Annotated in this window: 25 protein-coding genes, 1 rRNA gene and 1 other annotated feature; of the genes, 1 reads left to right on the forward strand and 25 read right to left on the reverse strand. The window is 44.8% G+C overall.

Translation table 11 applies throughout. The features are described 5' to 3' along the window. Window positions 1–22 precede the first annotated feature (22 nt). The 17 genes from rplL to ASL11_RS19460 form a co-directional block, all read right to left on the reverse strand. Complete coding sequence (gene rplL / locus ASL11_RS19385; RefSeq protein ID WP_056618322.1) at window positions 23–385, reverse strand: 50S ribosomal protein L7/L12; 363 nt, start codon at window positions 383–385, stop codon at window positions 23–25. A 65-nt stretch (window positions 386–450) separates the two neighbouring features. Beyond that, window positions 451–960, reverse strand: coding sequence for a 50S ribosomal protein L10 (gene rplJ / locus ASL11_RS19390; RefSeq protein WP_056618329.1), 510 nt, complete (start codon window positions 958–960; stop codon window positions 451–453). A 68-nt stretch (window positions 961–1,028) separates the two neighbouring features. Continuing rightward, window positions 1,029–1,182: a sequence feature (ribosomal protein L10 leader region), on the reverse strand. Window positions 1,183–1,236: 54 nt separating this feature from the next. Beyond that, entirely contained in the window at window positions 1,237–1,929 is a 693-nt protein-coding gene (gene rplA / locus ASL11_RS19395; protein WP_028557507.1) for a 50S ribosomal protein L1, read from the reverse strand. A gap of 116 nt (window positions 1,930–2,045) precedes the next feature. Further along, entirely contained in the window at window positions 2,046–2,471 is a 426-nt protein-coding gene (rplK, locus tag ASL11_RS19400) for a 50S ribosomal protein L11 (RefSeq protein ID WP_028557508.1), read from the reverse strand. 135 nt (window positions 2,472–2,606) lie between these two features. Continuing rightward, window positions 2,607–3,140 (reverse strand): transcription termination/antitermination protein NusG, encoded by a 534-nt coding sequence (gene nusG / locus ASL11_RS19405; RefSeq protein WP_028557509.1) that lies wholly within the window; start codon window positions 3,138–3,140, stop codon window positions 2,607–2,609. Window positions 3,141–3,164: 24 nt separating this feature from the next. Continuing rightward, window positions 3,165–3,377 (reverse strand): preprotein translocase subunit SecE, encoded by a 213-nt coding sequence (gene secE / locus ASL11_RS19410; RefSeq protein ID WP_047683213.1) that lies wholly within the window; start codon window positions 3,375–3,377, stop codon window positions 3,165–3,167. Window positions 3,378–3,396: 19 nt separating this feature from the next. Beyond that, window positions 3,397–3,546 (reverse strand): 50S ribosomal protein L33, encoded by a 150-nt coding sequence (gene rpmG / locus ASL11_RS35900; protein WP_079418041.1) that lies wholly within the window; start codon window positions 3,544–3,546, stop codon window positions 3,397–3,399. 223 nt (window positions 3,547–3,769) lie between these two features. After that, window positions 3,770–4,414 carry an RNA polymerase sporulation sigma factor SigH gene (gene sigH / locus ASL11_RS19415; RefSeq protein ID WP_028557511.1) on the reverse strand — a complete coding sequence of 215 codons (645 nt, stop codon included), beginning with the start codon at window positions 4,412–4,414 and terminating at the stop codon, window positions 3,770–3,772. A gap of 119 nt (window positions 4,415–4,533) precedes the next feature. Next, on the reverse strand, window positions 4,534–5,046 hold the full coding sequence (locus ASL11_RS19420; protein WP_056618332.1) for an NYN domain-containing protein: 513 nt from the start codon (window positions 5,044–5,046) through the stop codon (window positions 4,534–4,536). A gap of 5 nt (window positions 5,047–5,051) precedes the next feature. Continuing rightward, entirely contained in the window at window positions 5,052–5,792 is a 741-nt protein-coding gene (gene rlmB / locus ASL11_RS19425; RefSeq protein ID WP_056618335.1) for a 23S rRNA (guanosine(2251)-2'-O)-methyltransferase RlmB, read from the reverse strand. 35 nt (window positions 5,793–5,827) lie between these two features. Beyond that, the gene (locus ASL11_RS19430; protein ID WP_327205106.1) at window positions 5,828–6,262 is read right to left on the reverse strand and encodes a Mini-ribonuclease 3; all 435 of its coding nucleotides are present in this window, start codon (window positions 6,260–6,262) and stop codon (window positions 5,828–5,830) included. Further along, window positions 6,259–7,659: a cysteine--tRNA ligase gene (cysS, locus tag ASL11_RS19435; protein ID WP_056618340.1), complete on the reverse strand. Its 1,401-nt coding sequence runs from the start codon at window positions 7,657–7,659 to the stop codon at window positions 6,259–6,261. The genes ASL11_RS19430 and cysS overlap by 4 nt, the downstream gene beginning before the upstream one ends. Beyond that, complete coding sequence (gene cysE / locus ASL11_RS19440; protein WP_056618342.1) at window positions 7,656–8,312, reverse strand: serine O-acetyltransferase; 657 nt, start codon at window positions 8,310–8,312, stop codon at window positions 7,656–7,658. The genes cysS and cysE overlap by 4 nt, the downstream gene beginning before the upstream one ends. A 344-nt stretch (window positions 8,313–8,656) precedes the next feature. After that, window positions 8,657–10,114, reverse strand: a complete 1,458-nt coding sequence (gltX, locus tag ASL11_RS19445; protein ID WP_056618343.1) for a glutamate--tRNA ligase — start codon at window positions 10,112–10,114, stop codon at window positions 8,657–8,659. Window positions 10,115–10,153: 39 nt separating this feature from the next. Next, window positions 10,154–10,639: a 2-C-methyl-D-erythritol 2,4-cyclodiphosphate synthase gene (gene ispF / locus ASL11_RS19450; protein WP_056618346.1), complete on the reverse strand. Its 486-nt coding sequence runs from the start codon at window positions 10,637–10,639 to the stop codon at window positions 10,154–10,156. Next, window positions 10,636–11,391 carry a 2-C-methyl-D-erythritol 4-phosphate cytidylyltransferase gene (gene ispD, locus ASL11_RS19455; RefSeq protein ID WP_235550515.1) on the reverse strand — a complete coding sequence of 252 codons (756 nt, stop codon included), beginning with the start codon at window positions 11,389–11,391 and terminating at the stop codon, window positions 10,636–10,638. The genes ispF and ispD overlap by 4 nt, the downstream gene beginning before the upstream one ends. A 52-nt stretch (window positions 11,392–11,443) precedes the next feature. Continuing rightward, window positions 11,444–12,511: a PIN/TRAM domain-containing protein gene (locus ASL11_RS19460; RefSeq protein ID WP_056618349.1), complete on the reverse strand. Its 1,068-nt coding sequence runs from the start codon at window positions 12,509–12,511 to the stop codon at window positions 11,444–11,446. 153 nt (window positions 12,512–12,664) lie between these two features. Between ASL11_RS19460 and ASL11_RS19465 the strand changes: the two genes are divergently transcribed. Further along, window positions 12,665–13,060, forward strand: a complete 396-nt coding sequence (locus ASL11_RS19465) for a hypothetical protein (protein WP_056618352.1) — start codon at window positions 12,665–12,667, stop codon at window positions 13,058–13,060. A 79-nt stretch (window positions 13,061–13,139) separates the two neighbouring features. On the opposite strand, the gene pssA is transcribed toward ASL11_RS19465, so the two are convergent. The 8 genes from pssA to rrf form a co-directional block, all read right to left on the reverse strand. After that, the gene (gene pssA / locus ASL11_RS19470; protein WP_056618353.1) at window positions 13,140–13,898 is read right to left on the reverse strand and encodes a CDP-diacylglycerol--serine O-phosphatidyltransferase; all 759 of its coding nucleotides are present in this window, start codon (window positions 13,896–13,898) and stop codon (window positions 13,140–13,142) included. Window positions 13,899–13,983: 85 nt separating this feature from the next. Then, window positions 13,984–15,063, reverse strand: a complete 1,080-nt coding sequence (gene disA / locus ASL11_RS19475) for a DNA integrity scanning diadenylate cyclase DisA (RefSeq protein ID WP_082595602.1) — start codon at window positions 15,061–15,063, stop codon at window positions 13,984–13,986. A gap of 39 nt (window positions 15,064–15,102) precedes the next feature. Continuing rightward, the gene (gene radA, locus ASL11_RS19480; RefSeq protein WP_056618365.1) at window positions 15,103–16,470 is read right to left on the reverse strand and encodes a DNA repair protein RadA; all 1,368 of its coding nucleotides are present in this window, start codon (window positions 16,468–16,470) and stop codon (window positions 15,103–15,105) included. Between the two features lie 217 nt (window positions 16,471–16,687). Beyond that, entirely contained in the window at window positions 16,688–19,132 is a 2,445-nt protein-coding gene (gene clpC, locus ASL11_RS19485; protein WP_056618369.1) for an ATP-dependent protease ATP-binding subunit ClpC, read from the reverse strand. Window positions 19,133–19,202: 70 nt separating this feature from the next. Beyond that, window positions 19,203–20,264 (reverse strand): protein arginine kinase, encoded by a 1,062-nt coding sequence (locus tag ASL11_RS19490; RefSeq protein WP_082595604.1) that lies wholly within the window; start codon window positions 20,262–20,264, stop codon window positions 19,203–19,205. A 23-nt stretch (window positions 20,265–20,287) separates the two neighbouring features. Then, window positions 20,288–20,794, reverse strand: a complete 507-nt coding sequence (locus ASL11_RS19495; RefSeq protein ID WP_056618372.1) for a UvrB/UvrC motif-containing protein — start codon at window positions 20,792–20,794, stop codon at window positions 20,288–20,290. 13 nt (window positions 20,795–20,807) lie between these two features. Next, the gene (locus tag ASL11_RS19500; protein WP_056618373.1) at window positions 20,808–21,269 is read right to left on the reverse strand and encodes a CtsR family transcriptional regulator; all 462 of its coding nucleotides are present in this window, start codon (window positions 21,267–21,269) and stop codon (window positions 20,808–20,810) included. Between the two features lie 350 nt (window positions 21,270–21,619). Then, window positions 21,620–21,716: ribosomal RNA gene (gene rrf, locus ASL11_RS19505) — 5S ribosomal RNA — on the reverse strand; the annotation flags it as partial.

Here is a 21,716-nt window from a genome sequence, read left to right on the forward strand (position 1 = left end):
GAGGTTTCCTAAGAAAAAGAAATTACTTAACTTCTACGGAAGCGCCAGCTTCAGTAAGCTTAGCTTTAACAGCGTCTGCTTCTTCTTGGCTAACTTTTTCTTTAACTGCTTTTGGAGCTCCGTCAACAAGGTCTTTCGCTTCTTTCAGGCCAAGACCTGTGATTTCGCGAACTACTTTGATTACGTTGATTTTGGATGCGCCAGCGCTTGTCAAGATAACGTCAAACTCAGTTTGAGCTTCTTCAACTGCTACTGCTGCTACGCCTGCTGCTACTGGAGCTGCCGCTGTAACGCCAAACTCTTCTTCGATTGCTTTAACCAGGTCGTTCAATTCCAAGATTGTCATGCCTTTGATTGCTTCTAGGATCGTTGCATTTGTGCTCATGGTTAAACCTCCATTATCATTAATAAATTAGTTTTTTTGTTTGTAAGACAGGTAGAGCGTTAATATTAAGCTTGACCTTCAGCTTCTTTTTTCTCTGCAACTGCTTTAACAGCAAGAGCAAAGTTACGAACTGGAGCTTGAAGAACGCTAAGCAACATGGAGAGAAGACCATCTCTGGATGGAAGTTCTGCAAGTGCTTTGATTTCACTGGATCCAACTACGCGACCTTCGACCACGCCAGCTTTCACGCTAAGTTTATCGTTCTTTTTCGCAAATTCAGTCAAGATTTTAGCTGGAGAGATTACATCGTCTTTGCTGAAAGCAATAGCTGTTGGTCCTGTTAAGAACTCATCCAACCCAGTCAGTTCAGCGTTAGCCGTTGCGCGTCTCGCCAAAGAGTTCTTGAGAACTGTAAATTCGATACCAGCTTCACGTAAGCTTTTGCGCAGCTGAGTTACTTGAGCTACGTTCAAACCACGGTAATCTGCTACGATTGTACAACTGCTAGCTTTAAACTTCTCAGTTACTTCAGCTACAGCTTGTTCTTTCTCTGCAAGAATTTTCGCGTTTGCCATAGTACACCTCACTTCTTATGCATTTATCTTTCAAGATCGCAAACAGTAGGAGCATTAGCATTTCTTATCTATGAATAAGAAATGCCTTCGTAGACGCTACGAAGGCATGATGTGTTCACTTTTTCCCTGATGTACAAAGAAATCGTTATATATATCATAACACCTCGGTAGGAAATTAAGCTGTTCAGCACCTACTGTCTACGGTTTGCATATTCATTTTTAGGACCTTTGATAGAGTATCACGCCCAGCAACCGAAGTCAACTGGTAGCTTTTACTTATCTGAAGGATGACAGGTTCACACGTACGCTTGGACCCATTGTGGAGGATACAGCAATGTTCTTAAGGTATACACCTTTAGCCGCTGCTGGTTTCGCACGAACAAGTGCATCAACCAATGCTTTGAAGTTTTCGTTCAACTTGTCTGCATCGAAAGATACTTTACCAAGTGGAGCATGGATTTGGCCTGCTTTATCAAGACGGTATTCGATTTTACCAGCTTTGATCTCTTGAACAGCTTTGGTAACGTCGAAAGTAACTGTTCCTGCTTTAGGGTTTGGCATTAAACCTTTACCCCCGAGGATACGACCCAGTTTACCAACTTCGCTCATCATGTCCGGAGTAGCTACGCAAACATCGAACTCGAACCAACCTTGTTGAATTTTGTTGATCATGTCTGCATCACCAACAAAATCTGCACCAGCTGCTTCAGCCTCTTTTGCTTTCTCGCCTTTTGCAAATACGAGAACGCGTTTTGTTTTACCAGTACCGTGTGGAAGTACAACAACACCACGAACAGCCTGATCTTGTTTTCTTGGGTCTACACCCAGACGAACTGCAACATCTACAGTTTCATCGAATTTAGCAGGAGCTGTTTTCTTAACAAGCTCGATTGCTTCTGACGGATCATACAAAGTTTCAGCATTTACAAGCTGAGCTACTTCGCGGTATTTTTTACCGTGTTTAGGCATAATATTTATCCTCCTTAGTGGTATTAGCGGATAATCCTCCCACCGAGCGACCTCCATGTTTTCGTAGAAAACACTTCTGTAGGCTTCGAGCTTACACAGTCGCATTCCTTGCGGAATTAATCTTCGATGACGATTCCCATGCTGCGAGCAGTACCCTCAACCATACGCATTGCAGCCTCAACGGATGCAGCATTTAGGTCAGGCATTTTTTGTTCAGCGATTTCGCGAACTTTAGCGCGTTTCACAGTTGCAACTTTCTTCTTGTTCGGTTCACCTGATCCTTTTTCGATACCAGCAACGACGCGAAGAAGAACTGCAGCCGGAGGCGTTTTAGTGATGAATGTAAAGGAACGGTCTTCGAAAACTGTGATTTCAACTGGAATGATTAGACCAACTTGATCAGCAGTACGAGCGTTAAACTCTTTACAGAAAGCCATGATGTTCACACCTGCTTGACCCAATGCTGGACCGATCGGTGGTGCTGGATTTGCTTTCGCAGCTTGAACTTGTAGCTTCACGATTTTAATAACCTTTTTTGCCATGATAGACACCTCCTTGCAGTAATATAGGAGTCTTCGACGAATCAAAGCCTCGCTATTCAGGAAACTAATGCGATCCCACTAACGTAGGTCTATCCCAAGGAATAGACCTGGTAGACCCTTTTGGTTGTCATGCCCTTAGAGTTTTTCCACTTGGTCGAAATCGAGCTCAAGCGGTGTTTCTCTTCCGAACATGTTGACATGTACCTTCAGTTTACCCTTATCGGCAATAATCTCTTCGACAGAGCCAACAAAGTTTGCAAATGGACCCACCTTGACGCGTACGGTTTCTTTCAGTTCGAAGTCAATTACTTCCTTCGGTTCTTCCATTCCCATATGCTTCAGAATCGATTCAACTTCCTCAGGTAATAATGCAGTTGGTTTAGAGCCAGATCCTGTAGAACCTACGAATCCAGTTACTCCTGGCGTATTACGTACTACGTACCATGAGTCGTCGGTTTGAATCATTTCCACGAGAACATACCCTGGATAAACTTTACGCATAACGACTTTTTTCTTGCCGTCTTTGTTTACCAGTTCTTCTTCCATAGGCACAAGCACACGGAAGATCTTGTCCGTCATTTCCATAGACTCAACGCGCTTCTCTAAGTTGGCTTTCACTTTGTTCTCATACCCTGAATAGGTATGTACGACGTACCATCTTTTTTCCATGAATAAATTCACCTATAGTCCTGTTTATTTAAAAACAAGGCGCAGCAACTCAGAAATTCCTAGATCCAGCACAAAAAAATAAATAGCAACAAAAGTTACTGTACCTATAACGACAAGCGTATAAGTAGTCATCTCTTTGCGACTTGGCCACTTGACCTTTTTGAGTTCTGACCAACTGTCGGTGAAGAAGGAAAAAGTGGATCCGAAGCTTTGTCTCATTCTAGCCAAGAACGCCACAAACTACACCTCCAAAGAACTACCTAGTCTCGCGATGAGCAGTATGTTCATTGCAAAATTTGCAATATTTCTTCAACTCAATACGGTCGGGATTGTTGCGCTTATTTTTAGTGGATGCATAGTTTCTTTGTTTGCAATTTGTGCACGCTAATGTGATGATGACCCGCATGATGTACACCTCCTACAGACACTTTCTAATTAAAGCCCTTCTAAGCGCATCAAAAAGAAAGCGACTTTTAGGGCTACCTGAAACACTTTATCACAACTGTCCCCCGAGTGTCAAGGTAGAAGTCTCACAAATGCAAGAGTATCACCAGTATAGGCTCTCCCGAGGGTTACTAAACATACTAAGAAAGAAAAACACCCGTACAGCTCATGCGGCACGGGCATTTCTATAAATCTCTGACTTCCAAATACCGCTCAAGCTTACGCTTAACACGTTGGAGAGCATTGTCAATTGACTTCACATGGCGATCGAGATCCACAGCAATTTCTTGATAGGATCTGCCATCGAGATAGAGCATAAGCACTCTACGCTCTAAGTCACTTAAAATCTCTCCCATTTTATCTTCAAGTCCCGTAAACTCTTCTTGATTAATAACCAATTCCTCGGGATCTGTTACCCGGGAGCCGCTAATAACATCGAGCAGTGTACGATCAGAATCTTCATCATAGATGGGCTTATCCAAGGACACGTAGGAATTAAGAGGTATATGCTTTTGACGAGTTGCTGTCTTAATCGCCGTGATGATCTGCCGCGTGATACACAGTTCAGCAAAGGCTTTGAATGAAGCAAGCTTGTCTCCTCGGAAGTCGCGGATAGATTTATATAAACCTATCATGCCTTCCTGCACAATATCTTCTCGGTCTGCACCTATCAAAAAATAAGAACGCGCTTTAGCACGAACAAAATTCTTATACTTGTTGATAAGATATTCCAAAGCTTCGCTACTGCCTTCACGGACTGCTTCGACAATGTCTTCATCTGGCTTGAGGTCATAATCATACATTCTCAGTTCTTTGAGGTCGACACTCACCAACAATCCCTCCGGCCTGCAAGACTACCCAGATTTCACTATAAAAGTTAGGTTAAGTATACATGATGAAATCTCACACCGTCAACGGGGAACCCCACCATTTCTAGCATTTGGAGGATTTACTCCCCTCTTCGCCATCGTTCTAACTTCGCTTTCATCTCGTCACTCAGCTTGCCTCCGAATGGATTTCGTTTAGTTGTCGTCTCAGTTACTATACGTTCACGAACCTCTTTACGATTCTGTTTAATTTTCACTAGCAATTCTTTCGCGGGCATGCGGAGCGCTCCCTTACCAAATATGACATGCTGCTCAATCATATCTGACGTCGCCACGAATATTTCCTTGCGCCTTCCCATCAGATTCGTAACCAATCGCTCGATTCGCTCATCTGCGGTTTCCTTCTCTTTGGTATAGAGCACAGCTAGTTTATTCTGCACGTATTTCTTGCCCAGTCCAGGTACCATGTAGGCATCAAAAACTAAATAGACCTTCATACCTGAAAAGGATTGAAATTCTGCAAGCATATGGATCAAACCGTCACGTGCACCTTCAAGATCGGTATCCTTTAATTTACTCAACTCAGGCCAGGCGCCGATAATGTTGTAGCCATCTACAATTAGGATCTGTTCCATCCCATTTAGCTCTTATTGCGCTGTCTTACCACTTCATACATCAATACACCCGCGGCAACAGAGGCATTCAATGAATTAACATGTCCCGCCATTGGCAGCTTGACTAAGAAGTCGCATCTTTCTTTAATGAGTCGACCCACACCTTTACCTTCGTTTCCAATAACTAAGGCAATCGGAATCGTAAAGTTGGCTTTATAGACATCTTGAGCAGCCGTAACATCCGTACCTGCAACCCAAACACCTTGTTCCTTTAATTGCTCAATCGTTTGCGAAATATTCGTCACACGTGCCACCGGCACATACTCAACTGCGCCAGCAGATGTTTTGGAAACTGTTGCCGTTAACCCTACGGACCGGCGCTTCGGTATAATCACACCATGAACCCCCGTACAATCAGCTGTACGCAGAATGGACCCTAGGTTATGCGGATCTTCAATTTCATCGAGTATCAAAATGAACGGTTCTTGCCCGAGCGCTTTCGCCTTGGCTAAGATATCCTCCACTTCTACATAGGCATACGCTGCAACTTGTGCAACGACGCCTTGATGTTGGAGTCCCTCTGCCATTTGATCCAGCTTACGCTTGTCCGTAAATTGGACAATAATGCCTAGATTCTTGGCTTCTGCCACAATCGGTCCTGCGAATTGCTTCTGAGCACCTTCGGCAATCCATATTTTATTAATCGTCCGTCCGGCACGAAGCGCCTCCAATACGGAGTGCTTCCCGCCGATAATGTCTTCATCCATCCTAATTCCTCCTAAAAGTACGTGCGAATGCTTGTCTATTTCTGTTTATCTTTAAACGAGATTGCGAAGTCTAATATCTCTTTCAATCGCTCAAAGGATTGTTTGTAATATAAATATCCGATTAAGCACTCAAACGCGGTGCTGTGCCGGTATTCCAGCACATCCGCGTTTTTGGCTGTTGTTCCTGACTTGGCATTACGCCCCCGCTTCACGATGTCTACTTCTTCTTCCGTTAATGTGGGCATCAAGGCCGTCAATAATCTGGACTGCGCTTTGGCAGACACAAAACCTGTTGAAGCCTTATGCAAATGATTAGGGCGATGATTCGCCCCTGAGATGACATATTGTCGGATGTAGACTTCATACACCGCATCCCCAATATACGCCAGTACTAGCGGATTTAATAAATGCGGACTTTTCGATGGCGGGAAGGAAAACAAGTTAGCAGCATCAAGATTCATTTCGGTCATTTGCGGCGCCAGCGGATACCCTGTGGTGTATCTTCAAGGAATATCCCTTTCTCCGTCAGCAAATCACGGATTTCATCCGCGCGTGCCCAATTCTTCGATTTCCGTGACTCCGTACGTTCAACGATCAACTGCTCGATCTCTTCATCCAGCAATTCATCTGCTTGTTGTGAAAGAATGCCCAGAGTTGCATCGAATGCTTCTAGCTGTTCCATATACAATTTTACTGCATCCGCATGTACCCGCTCCTGTTGCAAGTACAAATTCGCTTCCGCAACAAGATCGAACACCGCGGTAATCGCATCCGGCGTATTGAAATCATCATTCATTTTATCCACGAATTGTTTCGAAATTGCCTGCAGTTTATCTGTAATTTCCGCTTCAACTTCACCAGTAGCAGAAGCTGTAGCTAGTCGGTGCTTCATATTATCATAAGCGTTCTGAATCCGTTCCAACGCATTCGCCGCTTGCTTCAAACTCTCATCACTGAAATTAAGTGGATTTCGATAATGAGCCGATAACATGAAGAAACGGAATACTTGCGGTTTAATTTGTTTGACTAGATCGCGAATTAAAATACCATTTCCGAGCGATTTCGACATTTTCTCATTATCGATATTTAGAAAAGCATTGTGCAACCAATAATTGGCCATTGGATGACCGGTTACCGCCTCGGTTTGAGCAATCTCACATTCATGGTGAGGGAACGTTAAATCTTGCCCGCCTCCGTGAATATCAATCGTTTCACCCAAATATTTGCGCACCATCGCGGAGCACTCAATATGCCAGCCTGGGCGACCTTGGCCCCAAGGGCTATCCCAATAAATCTCACCTGGTTTCGCCGCTTTCCATAGGACAAAGTCCTGAGGATTTTCTTTACGCTCATCCACCTCAATGCGAATTCCGTGCTGAAGTTCTTCCAAATTTTGTTTAGAGAGCTTACCGTAATCCGTGAATTTCGACGTTCTATAATACACATCACCACGCGCTTCGTATGCGAAATCCTTCTCAACAAGCGCAGCTATGAAATCGATGATTTCTTGAATGTTCTCCGTTACACGCGGATTCAGCGTGGCATCATGAACACCCAAAGATTGGATATCTTCTAAGAATGCCGCGATGAACGTTTCAGCAAGTTCGGGTACAGAAACTGCCATCTCTTCGGCTTTGCGAATCATTTTATCATCCACATCGGTAAAGTTCGTAATATAGTTGACTTCATAATTCTGCGATTCCAAATAACGGCGAACCACGTCGAAAAATATTACAGGACGTCCGTTGCCAATATGAATATAGTTGTATACGGTTGGACCACATACGTACATCTTCACTTTGCCAGGTTCAATCGGAACAAACTCTTCCTTCTTGCGCGTTAAGGTATTATATACTTTGAGTGTCATGTTCTCCTCAATTCTCCATTCTGCTTCCGTTCTTCTTCCAATTGGAATTTCAACTCATTAATTTGATTTTGTAATTCTTGGAAAATATCGACGATCGGATCGGGCAAATTGCCATGATCTAATCTATTCACACGCACACCGTCTCGCTTCACAAGTTTGGCAGGTATCGTAACGACCGTGCTATTGGATGGAACCTCCTGAATCACTACTGCATTAGAGCCAATACGTGAGTTTTCACCTACGAGGAAGGACCCGAGAATTTTGGCACCAGAACCAATAACTACATTATTGCCAATTGTTGGGTGTCTCTTACCTTTCTCTTTCCCCGTTCCACCTAAAGTTACACCTTGGTACAAGATCACATCATCCCCGATCTCGCAGGTTTCCCCGATGACAACACCCATCCCGTGGTCAATAAACAACCTTCTGCCAATTGTTGCTCCTGGATGGATTTCAATGCCTGTCATGAATCGGCTAATTTGAGAAACGATACGTGCCAGGGTAAACATCCTTCTTGTATAAAACCAATGTCCAATCCGATGCGACCAAATCGCATGAAGTCCCGAATACGTAAAAACAACCTCAAACCAACTGCGCGCTGCGGGGTCATTATCGAATACGGCGGATATATCAGATTTGATCGTTGACCACATATGCTCACCTTCTTGCCTAGAATGATGTTGGAATAAAATAAAAAAAAGCCCCTGCAGCCCTAAGGCTGCAGAGGCGTGGTTATCGCGGTTCCACTCTGCTTGGTGACTCGGAAGTCTCCCAACTCAAACCCGTAACGTGGGTGTTCCGGCTGCGCCTACCCTACTCAATGAGTATTCGGCGCGGCTGCTCCCAGGTGCATTTCTGATTACAAGGATTGGATAACTCACAGCCAAAGCCTCACGGCCTTGATTATCCTCTCTGACAAATCCTCACTTAACCATACTCTCCTGATCATGGCATTTTCGTATTTCATTGAGTTAAGTATAGCGAAAAGAACCTCGCTTTACAATAAGCTCTGAAGACGTGAAACGACTTTTTCTTTCCCAAGTAGGAAAAGGGACACATTCAGATCCGGTCCATGGACTTGACCAGTCAACGCGGAGCGAACAGACATGAACAGCTGCTTTCCTTTGAAGCCTGTTTCCTTCTGTACTGCTTTAAGAAGCGCCGGCATGGCTTCAACTGTGAAAGCTTCCGCTTGCTCGACTTGAGCTAAGAAACTAGTCAGCACAACAGGGACATGCTCTTCTTTCAATACAGCAGCCGCTTCATCATCGATGACCAGCTCCTCTTTGAAGAAGATCGCAGACAATTCCACGATTTCAGCCGCGTAGCGCATTCTTTCTTGATTAAGGCTAACGAGTGCCTCCACCCATGCCCCAGTAGCAGCATTCAAGTCACCTTGTTGCAGGTAGCCGGCTTTGCGCAAATGCGGTACGCATAGGTCAACGATGCGGGATAGCGGAGCTTTTTTTAGATACGCATTGTTCATCCAATTCAATTTATCCATATCAAACACAGCCGGGCTCTTGGATACACGATCCAGATCAAACTGTTCGATTAATTCTTCCTTCGTGAATATCTCTTCTTCCCCGCCTGGTGACCAACCTAGCAATGCGATAAAGTTAAGCACCGCTTCTGGCAAATAACCAAGCTCTTTGTACTGCTCGATAAACTGGATGATGGACTCATCCCGTTTGCTCATCTTTTTACGATCCGGATTCAAAATCAAAGCTAAATGCGCGAAGTCAGGAATCGGCATATCCAACGCTTCGTACATCAGAACTTGTCTTGGCGTATTGGATAGATGTTCTTCCCCACGAATAACCAAGTTGATTTTCATCAAGTGATCATCCACAATAACGGCAAAGTTGTAGGTCGGGATCCCATCTGGGCGCGCAATAATGAAATCGCCAATCCCATTGGAATCGAATTCCACATGTTCGCGAACTTTGTCTTCGATGGCAATGATACGATCCGCTGGTACACGGAAACGCGTTGAAGGCACACGGCCTTCCGCTTGATACGCGGCGATTTGCTCAGGCGTCAAATTACGGCATTTGCCGGAGTAGCCGCCCATTTCCCCGCTTGCCTCTTGCTCAGCGCGCTCTTGTTCTAGATCGGCTTCAGAGCAATAGCAGCCATAGGCGTGATCGCTCTGTAACAGTTTATCTAGGTAGGTCTTGTAGATATCAAGTCTCTCCATTTGACGGTAAGGACCATAAGGACCTCCGATATCCACACTTTCATCCCATTCTAGGCCAAGCCATCTCAGACCATTCAACTGGTCATCGATGCCAGACTCCTTATGACGCGTTTGATCCGTATCTTCAAAGCGCACAACAAATGCGCCGCCGTTCTTACGAGCTAATAGATAATCAAACAGTGCCGTACGGGCACCGCCAATATGTAAATGTCCAGTCGGACTAGGTGCATAACGCACGCGTAAAGGCTGACTCATCGTTGTATCCCCTTTTCTTCTTCCATGCATGAATACCTGCTATTTTATCACATCGCGAATTAAACAAACAACCGATTGTGCTGCGATTCCCTCGCCACGGCCAGTAAATCCAAGCTGTTCTGTTGTTGTCGCTTTCACGTTCACTCGATCAGTCTCTGCTTCTAGTGCGGCAGCAATGATTTCAACCATTTGTGGGATATACGGCAGCATCTTCGGTTTCTGAGCAATAATCGTGGAATCTGCATTCCCTAATTTGTAACCCTTCTCTTTCGCCAATTGCCATACCCGCTTCAATAAGACTAAGCTATCCGCATCTTTGTACTCGGCAGCTGTATCCGGGAAATGCTTACCGATATCGCCAAGACCGAGTGCGCCTAAGATCGCGTCACTAATCGCGTGCAACAGCACGTCCGCATCGGAGTGTCCCAGCAACCCTTTTTCATAAGGAATCGTTACACCTCCAATGATGCACTTACGTCCTTCTACCAATTGATGAACATCGAATCCATTTCCTACACGAATCATGTGCGTTCCTCTCCCCTTACGTTATGTAAAATCCATTCTGCCCAAGGTAAATCTTCTGGGGTCGTTATTTTGATATTATAATAGTCCCCTTCTACTACATGCACCGCTGCGCCCAGACGCTCCACTAAACTCGCGTCATCTGTCCCCATGAACATATCCTGTTGGGCCTTCTCGTGCGCCTCCTGTAGGAGAGAAAGACGAAAAGCCTGCGGCGTTTGGATGGCCCACAAGCTTCGTCTATCCGGTGTTGATTGAATGCGCTTATCTGCTGCATCCACAACTTTAATTGTATCCTTGACGGGAACGGCTAAGACAGCTGCCCCTATTTCTTGTGCCTTTTTCAGACACTCGAACATATGTTCTTTTCTTACGAAAGGGCGAACACCGTCATGCACAAGCACCCATTGCGTACCCTCTTGCAAGGCATGGAGACCTTGTCTAACGGAATCTTGCCGCTCTGCGCCACCCGCCAGCACACATGTTACCTTCGTAAGTGCATAACTCGCGACATAGCCACTACAGCGAGCCACATCATCTGCACCCACAACGAGAATAATTTCATCCACTTCATGTATGTTTTGAAATAATTGCAAGGTATGTACCAGAATTGGCTTCTTTCCCAGTTGCAGGTATTGTTTGCTTTCTGCTGTACCCATGCGCGAACCTTTGCCCGCTGCTACGATGATAACTCCTAGCTTCCCCATAAGTCCTCCAACTTGGCGCTTCCAAACGAAAGCTTTCTTCGTAATCATAAGCCCAAGTCAACTTGAAAGAGCTATGTTACATCTCCTTATCATACTGGTTTTACTGTGCTTTTTCCAATAGTTTTGGTTTCGCAAAAATCATTCGACCCGCCGAAGTCTGAAGCACACTCGTTACCATCACTTCAAGCGTCATACCGATGAAATCACGTCCGCCTTCAACAACGATCATCGTACCATCATCGAGATAAGCTACACCTTGTCCATGTTCCTTGCCGTCTTTAATGACTTGAACAATAATTTCTTCTCCCGGTAGGACAACTGGCTTCACCGCATTCGCAAGATCGTTGATATTGAGCACCGATACACCTTGAAGTTCACATACTTTGTTCAGGTTAAAATCGTTCGTAATCACTTTCCCTTGAAGCACCTTGGCTAAGCGCACCAGCTTGCTGTCCACTTCGGCGATTTCTTCGAAATCCCCTTCATAAATGAGGACCTTCACTTCAAGTTCTTTTTGGATTTTGTTCAAAATGTCCAGTCCGCGACGCCCACGGTTTCGCTTCAGTAGGTCTGATGAGTCTGCAATATGCTGCAGCTCTTCCAATACGAACTCCGGAATCACCAGGGTTCCCTCGATAAATCCCGTCTTGCAAATATCTGCGATCCGGCCATCGATGATGACACTCGTATCCAAAATCTTATGTTCCTCGTACGGACGATGGGTCTGCTTCTCAGGACCTCCAGATCTGCTCTTCGCAATGACCTGCACAAGTTCTTCCCGCTTGCTGTAACCGATACGGAAGCCCATAACGCCCAATACAGCCGATACAAGGAAAGGTAAGAATGGCCCTGCCCATTTGGCTTGCTCAAGCACAGGAAATAACATGACTGAAACCAATAGCCCAATCACGAGTCCTAATGTACCAGATAGTAAATCCGACACGGGAATATCCGTGACATTGCGCTCGCCTCTCATCAGCAAGTTCATGCCAATGTTAGCTACCCACGCTGAAATCAAAAACATCCCTACTGCACATAAGCTATTAATCCAAAATACTTGTCCTGCTTGACTTGTCACATCCGTCGTTTGTAGGAACGAATCGCTCCACCTATAACCTAAACTGCCACCCATGATGGCTAAAATGATTTGTACCCATTTCTTCATCACAGATTCACCTCCTGCATCAACTTTTTTTGAGCCTTATTACAATTATGTTCCAATTTATGCAACGTTAATCACTTCTTTAGTCGGAAAATTGAAATATTAGAGGGCATCCATTATAATGAAATGGAAGTTACCAACCTACCCGAGGTGGATGGAATGAGCTCCTTGACTTTAAAGCAGTTTCAAGATCAAGTGTCTGAATTGTTACTCCGTCACCGTAGTCTGCTTGATGTCTTATCCAAATTTCAACAGTCAGGCGCAGCTGCCAACCGTTCCGTGGTGAAATCCATTACTGAATGTGGATGTATTCAGGTTCATGCAGCTAAGCAAGAGTATCATCCAGAGATGACCCTGGATGAGGCTAAGGATGTTCTAGGCACCCATGTATCTGGTCACTTATGTGAACAATGCATTGAGGTCGTTAGTAGCGAACTAGGTAGGAATCTCTTCTACATGTCTGCGCTAAGTAACATTCTTGATATTAATTTGGAGCAAGTCGTTGAGAATGAGTCAAAGAAATGTACAACACTGGGCCTATTCAACATGTCATGATGATGAAAACAAAAAAAGCATTTATTTTCTTCCTGAAGATCAGGAGAAAATAAATGCTTTTTATTTTCGAACAATGCGCTTACACGTCAGATTTCACTGAATTCGTGTCATCCACGCCACGTCTTTTGTTCTTTCTGCGAAGATTACGGAGACGGATGAAGTATCCATCAACGTTTTTTTTTAGGCCGTAAAGAGCGTACATCAAAAGCGGTACGAAAATCATTTTGGAAATGGACTCAGGCCATTTAATTGCAATCAAAATCGCTGCTGCAACGATAATTGGCGTAATCCAAATCGCTGCTTTAGGAATACCCGCTTTTTTGAAGTTCGGATATTTCACTGTGCTGACCATTAAGTATGACAATAGAACTGTACTTACAAGAAGCACATAGACGTTAATATCGTTCACGAAAAGAGCTAACGTACAAAGAACACCGCCTGCTGCTGGAATCGGTAAACCGATGAAATAGCCAGGCGTACCGGCAACAACATTGAATCTAGCTAACCGCAGCGCTCCACAGATCGGGAAGATCGCTGTGACAATCCAAGCAAAAGCTGGGCTAATGACGGTAGGATCATTAAATGCAACTACATACATGATGAAAGCAGGAGCGACACCGAAAGAGATCACATCGGATAAGGAGTCTAATTCTTTACCGAACTCACTTTGAGCGTTCAACGCTCTCGCAACACGTCCATCGAGTCCATCCAATAGCATAGCGACAATGACAAGAACGGCAGCGATGCCATGTTCTCCACTGAAGGCTAGGATAATCGATAGTACGCCTAGGAATAAGTTCCCTACTGTAAAGAGACTGGGAATTGACTTTGTTAACATATGTTTTTGTCCACCTCTGGATTTACTATACCCTAAACTTGACTACATGAAACCTTAACAATGATACTTTATGATTGTATCCACTTTAAATATGTCTGTCAATGAACACTTGTTCCTGAATTCTTTTGAGACCTTCCTTAATGGCGCGGGCTCTCACTTCTCCGATTCCGTCAACTTCATCCAATTCCTCGATCGTCGCCATCATCATGTGTGGCAAGTAGCCAAACTTCTCCACTAGATTACCAATAATGATGGATGGTAACCGCGGAATTTTGCCTAAAATGCGGAAGCCACGTGGGGAAACTGGCTCTTCAGCAATCGAATTGGTATGAGAATACCCTAGCAAGCGAATAATTTGCTGGGGCTCTAGCAGCTCATCAGATGACAGACGCTTCAAACCAGCCTGCATCTCCTTGACTCTTTCTTCGGATAATTCTCTTACATAATCTTTTACGAGCAAACGCGCCTCAAGTTCCGCATTGCCAACAAGTTCTTCTAATTGCATGCTGATTAAGCGTCCCTCATTGCCAAGTTCATTAATATATCGATTAATTTCCGCTTTAATGCGTAAAACCATCTCAAATCTGGCAATGACATTGGTAATATCATGCAAGGTTACTAGTTCCTCAAACTCCGAGGCACTCAGATTCGTTAAAGACTGATCCAAAACAACCTTGTACCGCTCCAACGTTTGGATTGCTTGATTCGCTTTGGTCAGGATGACACCGATATCCTTCAACGCATACCTTAAATTACCTTGATAAAGTGTAATGACATTCCGCCTCTGTGAAATGGACACAACTAATTTATTCGTTTGCTTCGCCACACGCTCCGCTGTCCGGTGTCTAATCCCCGTTTCTGACGAAGATATGGAGGAATCCGGGATCAACTGGGTGTTCGCATAAAGGATGCGCTTGATGTCCTCGCTGAGGATAATCGCACCATCCATTTTGGCAAGCTCATACAAATAGTTAGGCGAGAAATCGCAATTGATGGAGAACCCTCCATCTACAATTTCAGTTACTTCAGAACTGAAACCTACAACGATCAGCCCACCTGTTTTGGCGCGTAAGACATTCTCCAAACCATCACGAAATGGTGTACCAGGTGCTACCAGTTGGAGCAATTGGCTCATCACATCTCGTTTCATCTCTTCTTTACTCATCATTTTCCTCCTGAAGGCTTATAGCTTGCAGAACTCACGCTAACCCAGCGCTGCTTTCAATGCCTCAGCCACCGTGTTTACCCCAATAATCTCCATGCCTTTCGGATGTGTCCACCCCTTCAAACTTTTCTCTGGCATAATCACTCTACGGAAACCAAGCTTTTCTGCTTCCTTCACACGTTGATCAATCCGAGATACGCCGCGGACTTCTCCTGTTAAGCCGATTTCACCGAACACAACATCAAATGGCTGCGTCGGTTGATCTCGGAAACTGGATGCGATACTAATGGCGATCGCCAGATCCACCGCTGGTTCATCCAGCTTGATTCCACCTGCCACGTTGAGATAAGCATCTTGATTTTGCAAGAACATGCCCATACGTTTCTCTAACACTGCAATAATTAAGGAGAGACGATTGTGATCAACCCCCGTCGCCATCCTTCTCGGAGATGGAAAATTCGTCGAGGAGACGAGTGCTTGAATCTCCACTAATACGGGACGCGTCCCCTCCATACTTGCAACAACAGCAGAACCAGCCACACCAAGTGGCCTTTCCGATAGAAACAGCTCCGATGGGTTGTTAACTTCTACGAGACCAACCTCTTGCATTTCAAAGATACCAATTTCATTTGTTGAGCCAAAACGGTTCTTTACCGCTCTTAACACACGATAGGAATGGTGCCGCTCCCCTTCAAAGTAGAGAACACAATCGACCATATGCTCTAGCATTCTAGGCCCCGCTATTGCCCCTTCCTTCGTCACGTGCCCGACAAGGACCGTTGCAATTCCCTTACCCTTAGCTATTCTCATAAAATGGCCTGTGCATTCTCGAACCTGCGATACGGTTCCAGGCGCCGAAGTGATCGCCGGGTGAAATACCGTTTGGATCGAGTCAATGACGAGAAAGTCAGGATTCGTTTCTTGTATAGCTTCCTCGATAAGTTCGAGGTTCGTCTCACATAATACGTATAGCAGCGGAGATGACGCATTTAAACGATCGGCGCGAAGCTTTGTCTGCTTAATGGACTCTTCTCCTGATATATAAAGGACTTTTTGCTGGGCTTGTGTGAGTTCGAAGGACGTTTGCAGAAGCAAGGTTGATTTCCCGATACCGGGATCTCCACCAACGAGGATAAGTGATCCAGGGACGATACCTCCACCTAGGACCCGATTTAATTCTTTATTGCTTGTGACAACTCTCGGTTCAGAGCTGCTTTCTATATGTATGATGGGGATCGCTTTTTCTTTCGTTTTGGGGATCGAAGATGTCATACCCTGCGTACGAACGACTGTTTCAATTTCTTCCACCATCGTATTCCATGACTGACAACCTGGGCATTTACCCATCCATTTCGGTGAATCATAGCCGCATTCTTGACAGCTAAATTTGGTTTTTTGTTTACTCATAGAAGAAGTTGCTCCTTAACATGGGGATATCCGTTTTGGTTATCCTTACCAATAAAGTTTACCATTTTTATGTTTCTCATGAAAGTGCTGAAACAAAATAAACGACTACAACCGTCCAGTTAGGACAGGAGCGTTTATCTAGAAATACTGCTGGCTTAAATAAAAAGCATCTCACCCCACCCTCATCGGATGAAGTGAAATGCTTCTTCACTATCTCTTATTTCGTTAATGAGACGCCTTCGCCCTTAAGGACAACCAGTTCCCCTTCATTCTCATCAATCGTGAGTGAATCACCTTTGGAAATATTACCTCTCAGCAATTCTTCCGATAGGCGATCTTCGATATGCTTCTGGATCGCTCTGCGTAATGGACGCGCACCGTAGGTTGGATCAAATCCTTCCTTGGCCAGGAACATCTTCGCTTTATCCGTTAACAAGAAATCAACCTCTTGCTCTTTCAGACGCTTGCGCAGATCATCAGCCATTAAGCTAACGATTTGAGCAATGTGTGCTTCATCCAAAGAGTGGAACACGATGATTTCATCAATCCGGTTAAGGAACTCAGGACGGAAGCTTTTCTTCAACTCGCCCATAACCTTGTCTTTCATATTCGTATAGTCTCTTCCAGCATCAAGTGCAGCTGTGAAGCCAAGCGAGGAGTTTTTCTTAATCATGTCCGCGCCGACGTTGGAAGTCATAATGATTAGCGTATTACGGAAATCAACGGTACGGCCTTTGGAATCCGTTAAACGACCATCCTCTAACACTTGCAACAGGATGTTGAACACCTCAGGATGTGCTTTCTCGATTTCATCGAGCAAGACAACGGAGTATGGTTTGCGGCGAACTTTCTCAGTTAGCTGACCGCCTTCTTCATAACCCACATAACCTGGAGGCGCCCCTACCAAACGGGAAGTCGAATGCTTCTCCATGTACTCGGACATATCGATACGAACAACGGCGTTGTCATCTCCGAAGAGGGATTCTGCTAGCGCACGTGCAAGCTCGGTTTTACCAACACCCGTTGGTCCTAAGAAAATGAAGGAACCCATCGGACGCTTCGGATCTTTCAGACCTGCTCTTGCGCGGCGGATCGCACGACTCACAGCTTTAACTGCTTCTTCTTGTCCAATGACGCGCTCATGAAGGATATCTTCCATTTTGAGCAAACGATCGGTTTCTTCTTCAGCAAGTTTGCTAACCGGAATTCCCGTCCAACTCGCTACGATTTGAGCGATATCATCTGGTGTTACTTCTGTATCCAGACGACCTTGTTTCTCTTTCCACTCATTCTTCGTCGAGTCTAGCTCTTCGCGAAGCTTTTGCTCCGTATCACGAAGGCCTGCAGCTTTCTCGAACTCTTGGCTCTGAACCGCTGCGTCTTTCTCTTTACGGATGTTTTCTAGCTTGCTTTCAAGCTGCTTCAAGGAAGGTGGTGTCGTGTAAGAACGCAATCTTACTTTGGAACTCGCTTCATCGATCAAATCAATCGCTTTATCCGGTAAGAAACGATCCGTGATGTAACGATCCGATAGCTTAACAGCTTCTTGAATCGCAGCATCGGTGATTTTCACACGGTGATGCGCTTCATAGCGATCACGCAAGCCATACAGAATCTGAACAGCTTCTTCAGGTGATGGTTGATCTACCGTAATCGGTTGGAAACGACGCTCAAGTGCAGCATCTTTCTCAATGTATTTGCGGTACTCATCTAGCGTTGTAGCACCAATACATTGAAGCTCTCCCCTAGCAAGTGCCGGTTTCAGGATGTTAGAAGCATCAATTGCCCCTTCCGCTCCGCCAGCGCCAATCAAGGTATGAAGCTCATCAATGAACAAGACGATATTGCCCGCTTGACGAATTTCGTCCATGATTTTTTTGAGACGATCTTCGAATTCACCGCGATACTTCGTTCCTGCAACAACAGAACCCATATCCAGCGTCATAACGCGTTTATCTTTTAACGTTTCCGGAATTTCATTGTTAATGATTTTCTGTGCAAGGCCTTCCGCAATCGCTGTTTTACCAACCCCAGGTTCGCCGATGAGTACAGGATTGTTTTTGGTTCTGCGACTCAATACTTGAATCACACGCTCAATCTCTTTGCTACGGCCGATAACTGGGTCCAAATGTCCTTCTTTGGCATACGCAGTCAGATCTCTTGCCAGACCATCCAATGTAGGCGTGTTCACATTTGGATTGGTACCATGACTAGGTGACACTGTTTCGCTGCTGCCTAGCAACTGAAGAACTTGTTGACGTGCCTTGTTCAAGGAAACGCCAAGATTATTAAGAACTCTTGCTGCTACGCCCTCACCCTCACGGATAAGTCCGAGCAAAATATGTTCAGTCCCCACATACGTGTGACCTAATTTTCTCGCTTCATCCATCGAAAGTTCGATTACTTTCTTAGCTCTAGGCGTATATGCAATGTTGGTCGGCTGTTCTTGTCCTCTGCCAATTAGAGATTCGACTTCATCTTGAATTTTCTCAAGACCTAGGCCGAGCGCAACGAGTGCTTTAGCAGCAATGCCTTCACCTTCACGAATAAGTCCTAGTAAAATGTGCTCTGTTCCAATATTGTTATGTCCTAATCGAACAGCCTCCTCTTGAGCAAGAGAAAGCACCTTCTGCGCACGTTCCGTAAATCTGCCAAACATCATAGCGAACACCTCCAAAAGTAGTATATCTATGGAATTCCTAAAGGATGAATCTTATCTCACTTCTTCTTTCTTATACCCTGCCAAACTTCTCGCGAATCAGTTCCGCCCGTCTCATATCTCGCTCTTCCGCATTCAGCTTCTCGCCCGCATATTGCTGAAGAAAACCAGGTTGCGTCATGACCAGTAGTTCATTAAGAACATGAGAGGATACATTGTTGATGATACCCACGTCAATACCCAGTCGTACATCTGACAACCGCTGTGCCGCTTCCTTAGAGTCCATAATCCCCGCATAGGATAGAATACCAAGGGACCGATTCACACGATCAATTATCCGCATTCTAGACTCTTGTAATAGCTTATGTCTCGCGGCCCGTTCATGCTCTATAATTTGCCTGGCCACACTATATAAATTATCAATGATCTCTTCTTCCGATTGACCTAACGTAATTTGATTAGAGATTTGGAATAGATTACCTAAAGCTTCGCTACCTTCCCCATATAATCCTCTAACCGTCAACCCAACTTGTGTAACTGCGGATAAAATACGATTAATTTGCTGACTAAGCACTAGCGCAGGGAGGTGCATCATAACCGAAGCGCGAATCCCTGTGCCGACATTTGTCGGGCAGCTCGTAAGGTAGCCTCTTTTTTCATCGTATCCGTAATCCATCTGTGTTTCAAAAATATCATCAATCTGGTTGGCCAGATCCCAAACCTCTTTAATCTGGAAACCAGGACATAAACATTGTATGCGAAGATGATCCTCTTCATTGATCATGATACTGATCGATTCATTATCGCTTAAAATAACGGCCCCATTCCTGGATTCGTTAGCTAGATTAGGACTAATTAAATGTTTCTCCACTAGCACCATTCGCTCGAGCTCATTCAGCTCCGCGAGTGGAATGAGCGAGAAGTTGCTTATCGTCTCCAACTCTTCATTCTCAAGAACACCAGATAACTGTTCCAGCACTTCCTGTGATTGTTGATTGGTCGCGAGCATAGGATATGGATAATCTCTCAGGTTACGAGCAATACGGATCCGACTGCTTATGACAATATCCGACTCTGGCCCCTCACCTTTCATCCATTCGCTCAAAGCATCTCCTGTAAACCGCTGTAATGTCACTGGATTCACACTCCCTTACAAACTTACATACCCGCAATTTTCTTCTCAATCTCACGAATTTGGTCACGTATCTGGGCAGCCTGCTCGAACTCTTCGCTCTCGATACAGGTCATCATATCTTTCTTCAAAAGATCGATTTCACGCTTGCTTTGAATAATACCGCCACTTCGCTTGGGAACTTTCCCTACATGCACGATATTCCCATGAACTCGCTTGAAAAGAGGATCAAGTTTGACCGAAAAGCTTTGATAACAGGACCCACAACCAAACCGACCTAATTTACTGAATTGCGAGTACGTAAGACCGCAGTTATCACAGCGGATAGCCTGAGACTTCGCCGCGGACAATGGTTCAAAATCAAGTAAACCTGAAAGTAAATTGTGAATCGAAAAGCCGTTCGATGTGCCTGGAATCATCTCGCCCTTCTCGCGGGCACAATTCTCACAAATGTGGAACTCGTTCTTGTCTCCATTCACAATCTTCGTGAAGTGAAGAGTCGCCGGTCGTTTCCCGCATTCCTGACAAACCATTCCATCTGCCTCCTTATCTGCTAAGCAAGGATATCAGCATTGCTTTGAGAATCTTAGCCCGAATTTCATCGCGCAGCGGGAGTTTAAAGGTCAATACATCTCTGGATATCGCTGCCCGAATCAGGTTAGCTTCTCTGGTGGAAATATAATGCCCCTCTTGCAATTGATAAATGAGCCCCTCTGAGGTGACTTGATCAATGTGGGTATGAATCGTACGGAAAATGTGATCTAGAATAGATCCATGACTCTTGAGCTCGATCTTCTGAATCCGAATATAACCGCCGCCGCCGCGTTTGCTCTCCACCACATAGCCTTTTTCCAAGGTGAACCTTGTACTAATGACATAATTGATTTGAGATGGCACGCATTGAAACTGGTCCGCCAAATCGTTCCGTTGAATCTCGATAGCCCCTTCCGTACTTTGTTGCAAGACATGCTTCAAATACTGTTCAATAATTTCTGATACATTGCGCATCAATTCGGCCTCCCAGATTTCTAGAAGTAAATTGACTTTGACTTTCTTTGACCTTAACTAAATTATAATCATTTCCTTTCTTTTTGACAAGTACTGCTCTAAAATGTCTCCCTACAAATCCGATAGCCATATGTGAACCTTACTATTGTTGACCTTACCTAGGGATTTATTCGAGAGTAATCTAAATAAAAAGTGTTATTACCACTCGATTTACCAACATTCTACTACGTGTCGCCAGTCAACTTTTGCTACAATTTTCTCATTGAGCGAAATAGATGGGATCTGCGGTCACCGATTTAATGCAAAAAAAGAGCCTTACCTGGATTTCTCCAAGTAAGGCTCTCTCAATTGCTTGGCAACGTTCTACTCTCCCAGAACCCTGCGGTTCAAGTACCATCGACGCTGGAGGGCTTAACGGTCGTGTTCGAGATGGGAACGCGTGGGTCC

The organism is Paenibacillus sp. Soil750 (assembly GCF_001428045.1).
Taxonomy (GTDB): domain Bacteria; phylum Bacillota; class Bacilli; order Paenibacillales; family NBRC-103111; genus Paenibacillus_E; species Paenibacillus_E allorhizoplanae.

Excerpts from the sequence above, each read along its gene's own strand:
- radA (WP_056618365.1), bottom strand. The coding sequence starts at position 16,470 with ATGAGTAAACAAAAAACCAAATTTAGCTGTCAAGAATGCGGCTATGAT.
- rplK (WP_028557508.1), bottom strand. The coding sequence starts at position 2,471 with ATGGCAAAAAAGGTTATTAAAATCGTGAAGCTACAAGTTCAAGCTGCG.
- ispF (WP_056618346.1), bottom strand. The coding sequence starts at position 10,639 with ATGATTCGTGTAGGAAATGGATTCGATGTTCATCAATTGGTAGAAGGA.
- rplL (WP_056618322.1), bottom strand. The coding sequence starts at position 385 with ATGAGCACAAATGCAACGATCCTAGAAGCAATCAAAGGCATGACAATC.
- cysS (WP_056618340.1), bottom strand. The coding sequence starts at position 7,659 with ATGACACTCAAAGTATATAATACCTTAACGCGCAAGAAGGAAGAGTTT.
- nusG (WP_028557509.1), bottom strand. The coding sequence starts at position 3,140 with ATGGAAAAAAGATGGTACGTCGTACATACCTATTCAGGGTATGAGAAC.
- ASL11_RS19465 (WP_056618352.1), top strand. The coding sequence starts at position 12,665 with ATGAGCTCCTTGACTTTAAAGCAGTTTCAAGATCAAGTGTCTGAATTG.
- rplA (WP_028557507.1), bottom strand. The coding sequence starts at position 1,929 with ATGCCTAAACACGGTAAAAAATACCGCGAAGTAGCTCAGCTTGTAAAT.
- disA (WP_082595602.1), bottom strand. The coding sequence starts at position 15,063 with ATGAGTAAAGAAGAGATGAAACGAGATGTGATGAGCCAATTGCTCCAA.
- ASL11_RS19430 (WP_327205106.1), bottom strand. The coding sequence starts at position 6,262 with ATGACCGAAATGAATCTTGATGCTGCTAACTTGTTTTCCTTCCCGCCA.
- cysE (WP_056618342.1), bottom strand. The coding sequence starts at position 8,312 with ATGTGGTCAACGATCAAATCTGATATATCCGCCGTATTCGATAATGAC.
- rplJ (WP_056618329.1), bottom strand. The coding sequence starts at position 960 with ATGGCAAACGCGAAAATTCTTGCAGAGAAAGAACAAGCTGTAGCTGAA.
- rpmG (WP_079418041.1), bottom strand. The coding sequence starts at position 3,546 with ATGCGGGTCATCATCACATTAGCGTGCACAAATTGCAAACAAAGAAAC.
- ASL11_RS19420 (WP_056618332.1), bottom strand. The coding sequence starts at position 5,046 with ATGGAACAGATCCTAATTGTAGATGGCTACAACATTATCGGCGCCTGG.
- ispD (WP_235550515.1), bottom strand. The coding sequence starts at position 11,391 with ATGATTACGAAGAAAGCTTTCGTTTGGAAGCGCCAAGTTGGAGGACTT.
- clpC (WP_056618369.1), bottom strand. The coding sequence starts at position 19,132 with ATGATGTTTGGCAGATTTACGGAACGTGCGCAGAAGGTGCTTTCTCTT.
- rlmB (WP_056618335.1), bottom strand. The coding sequence starts at position 5,792 with ATGGATGAAGACATTATCGGCGGGAAGCACTCCGTATTGGAGGCGCTT.
- ASL11_RS19495 (WP_056618372.1), bottom strand. The coding sequence starts at position 20,794 with ATGGTTTGTCAGGAATGCGGGAAACGACCGGCGACTCTTCACTTCACG.
- gltX (WP_056618343.1), bottom strand. The coding sequence starts at position 10,114 with ATGAGTCAGCCTTTACGCGTGCGTTATGCACCTAGTCCGACTGGACAT.
- pssA (WP_056618353.1), bottom strand. The coding sequence starts at position 13,898 with ATGTTAACAAAGTCAATTCCCAGTCTCTTTACAGTAGGGAACTTATTC.
- ASL11_RS19500 (WP_056618373.1), bottom strand. The coding sequence starts at position 21,269 with ATGCGCAATGTATCAGAAATTATTGAACAGTATTTGAAGCATGTCTTG.